Below are 757 nucleotides of genomic sequence, written 5' to 3'. Positions count from 1 at the left end.
CGATACCACGGAGCCCGGTCCCGACGATTCCGACGAAGTCGAGCCCGCGACCGCCACCTCGACGTGGCACGGCGACGGCGCGGCGTGTGCCGAGTGCGGTCAGCGGGTCGAGCGTCGCTGGCGCGACGGCGACGACTTCGTCTGTGCCGACTGCGCCTCGTGGTGAGTCCGACATCGGCGCTCCAGCGGAGTCCGGCGGTCAAAATTTAAGCCATCGGCCGTCGAGGTGTTCAGCGAGAGGAAAATCCGTCGGATGTTGAGTTAAATATAAATGAAGGATATCTCGGAACACCTCTACGGACGGTCGGCGGCAGCGATCACGGCGGTGTACGTCCTCGTCGGGGCGCTGCTCGCGGTGGGCATCGACTTCGCCGTCGCGTCCGCGGGCGGATCCGCGGCCGTCTGGACCCCGACGCGTCTCGTCAGTGACTGGCTGCTCGTCGCCGGCTCCGGCGGACTGCTTTACGGCGCGGTCACGCACCACCGGAACCGGGCGGAGACCGCTCGACGGGACCTCGAAACCTCCAACCAGCAGCTCCAGGTGTTGAGCCGCGTGTTCCGGCACAACGTCCGCAACGACCTCAACGTGATTCAGGGGTACACCGACCTGCTGTCCGATCGGGTCGACGACGAGCGGAGCCGACAGTGCCTGGAGACGATCCGGGAGACCACCGACGACGTCGTCGCCATCAGCGAGAAACTCCGGGTGATCGAGGACGCGTCGCCCGAGCGTCCGGACGGTCACGTCGACCTCGTC

1 protein-coding gene is annotated in these 757 nt (G+C 66.8%); it reads left to right on the top strand.

The features are described from left to right. Positions 1 to 271: 271 nt before the first annotated feature. A partial coding sequence (locus EXE44_RS17500; protein WP_274595387.1) for a histidine kinase dimerization/phospho-acceptor domain-containing protein occupies positions 272 to 757 on the top strand: 486 nt, incomplete at its 3' end.

The sequence above is a fragment of the Halorubrum sp. SS7 genome (assembly GCF_005435055.1).
Taxonomy (GTDB): Archaea; Halobacteriota; Halobacteria; order Halobacteriales; family Haloferacaceae; genus Halorubrum; species Halorubrum salinarum.
This window is presented reverse-complemented; position numbering and strand designations above follow the sequence as displayed.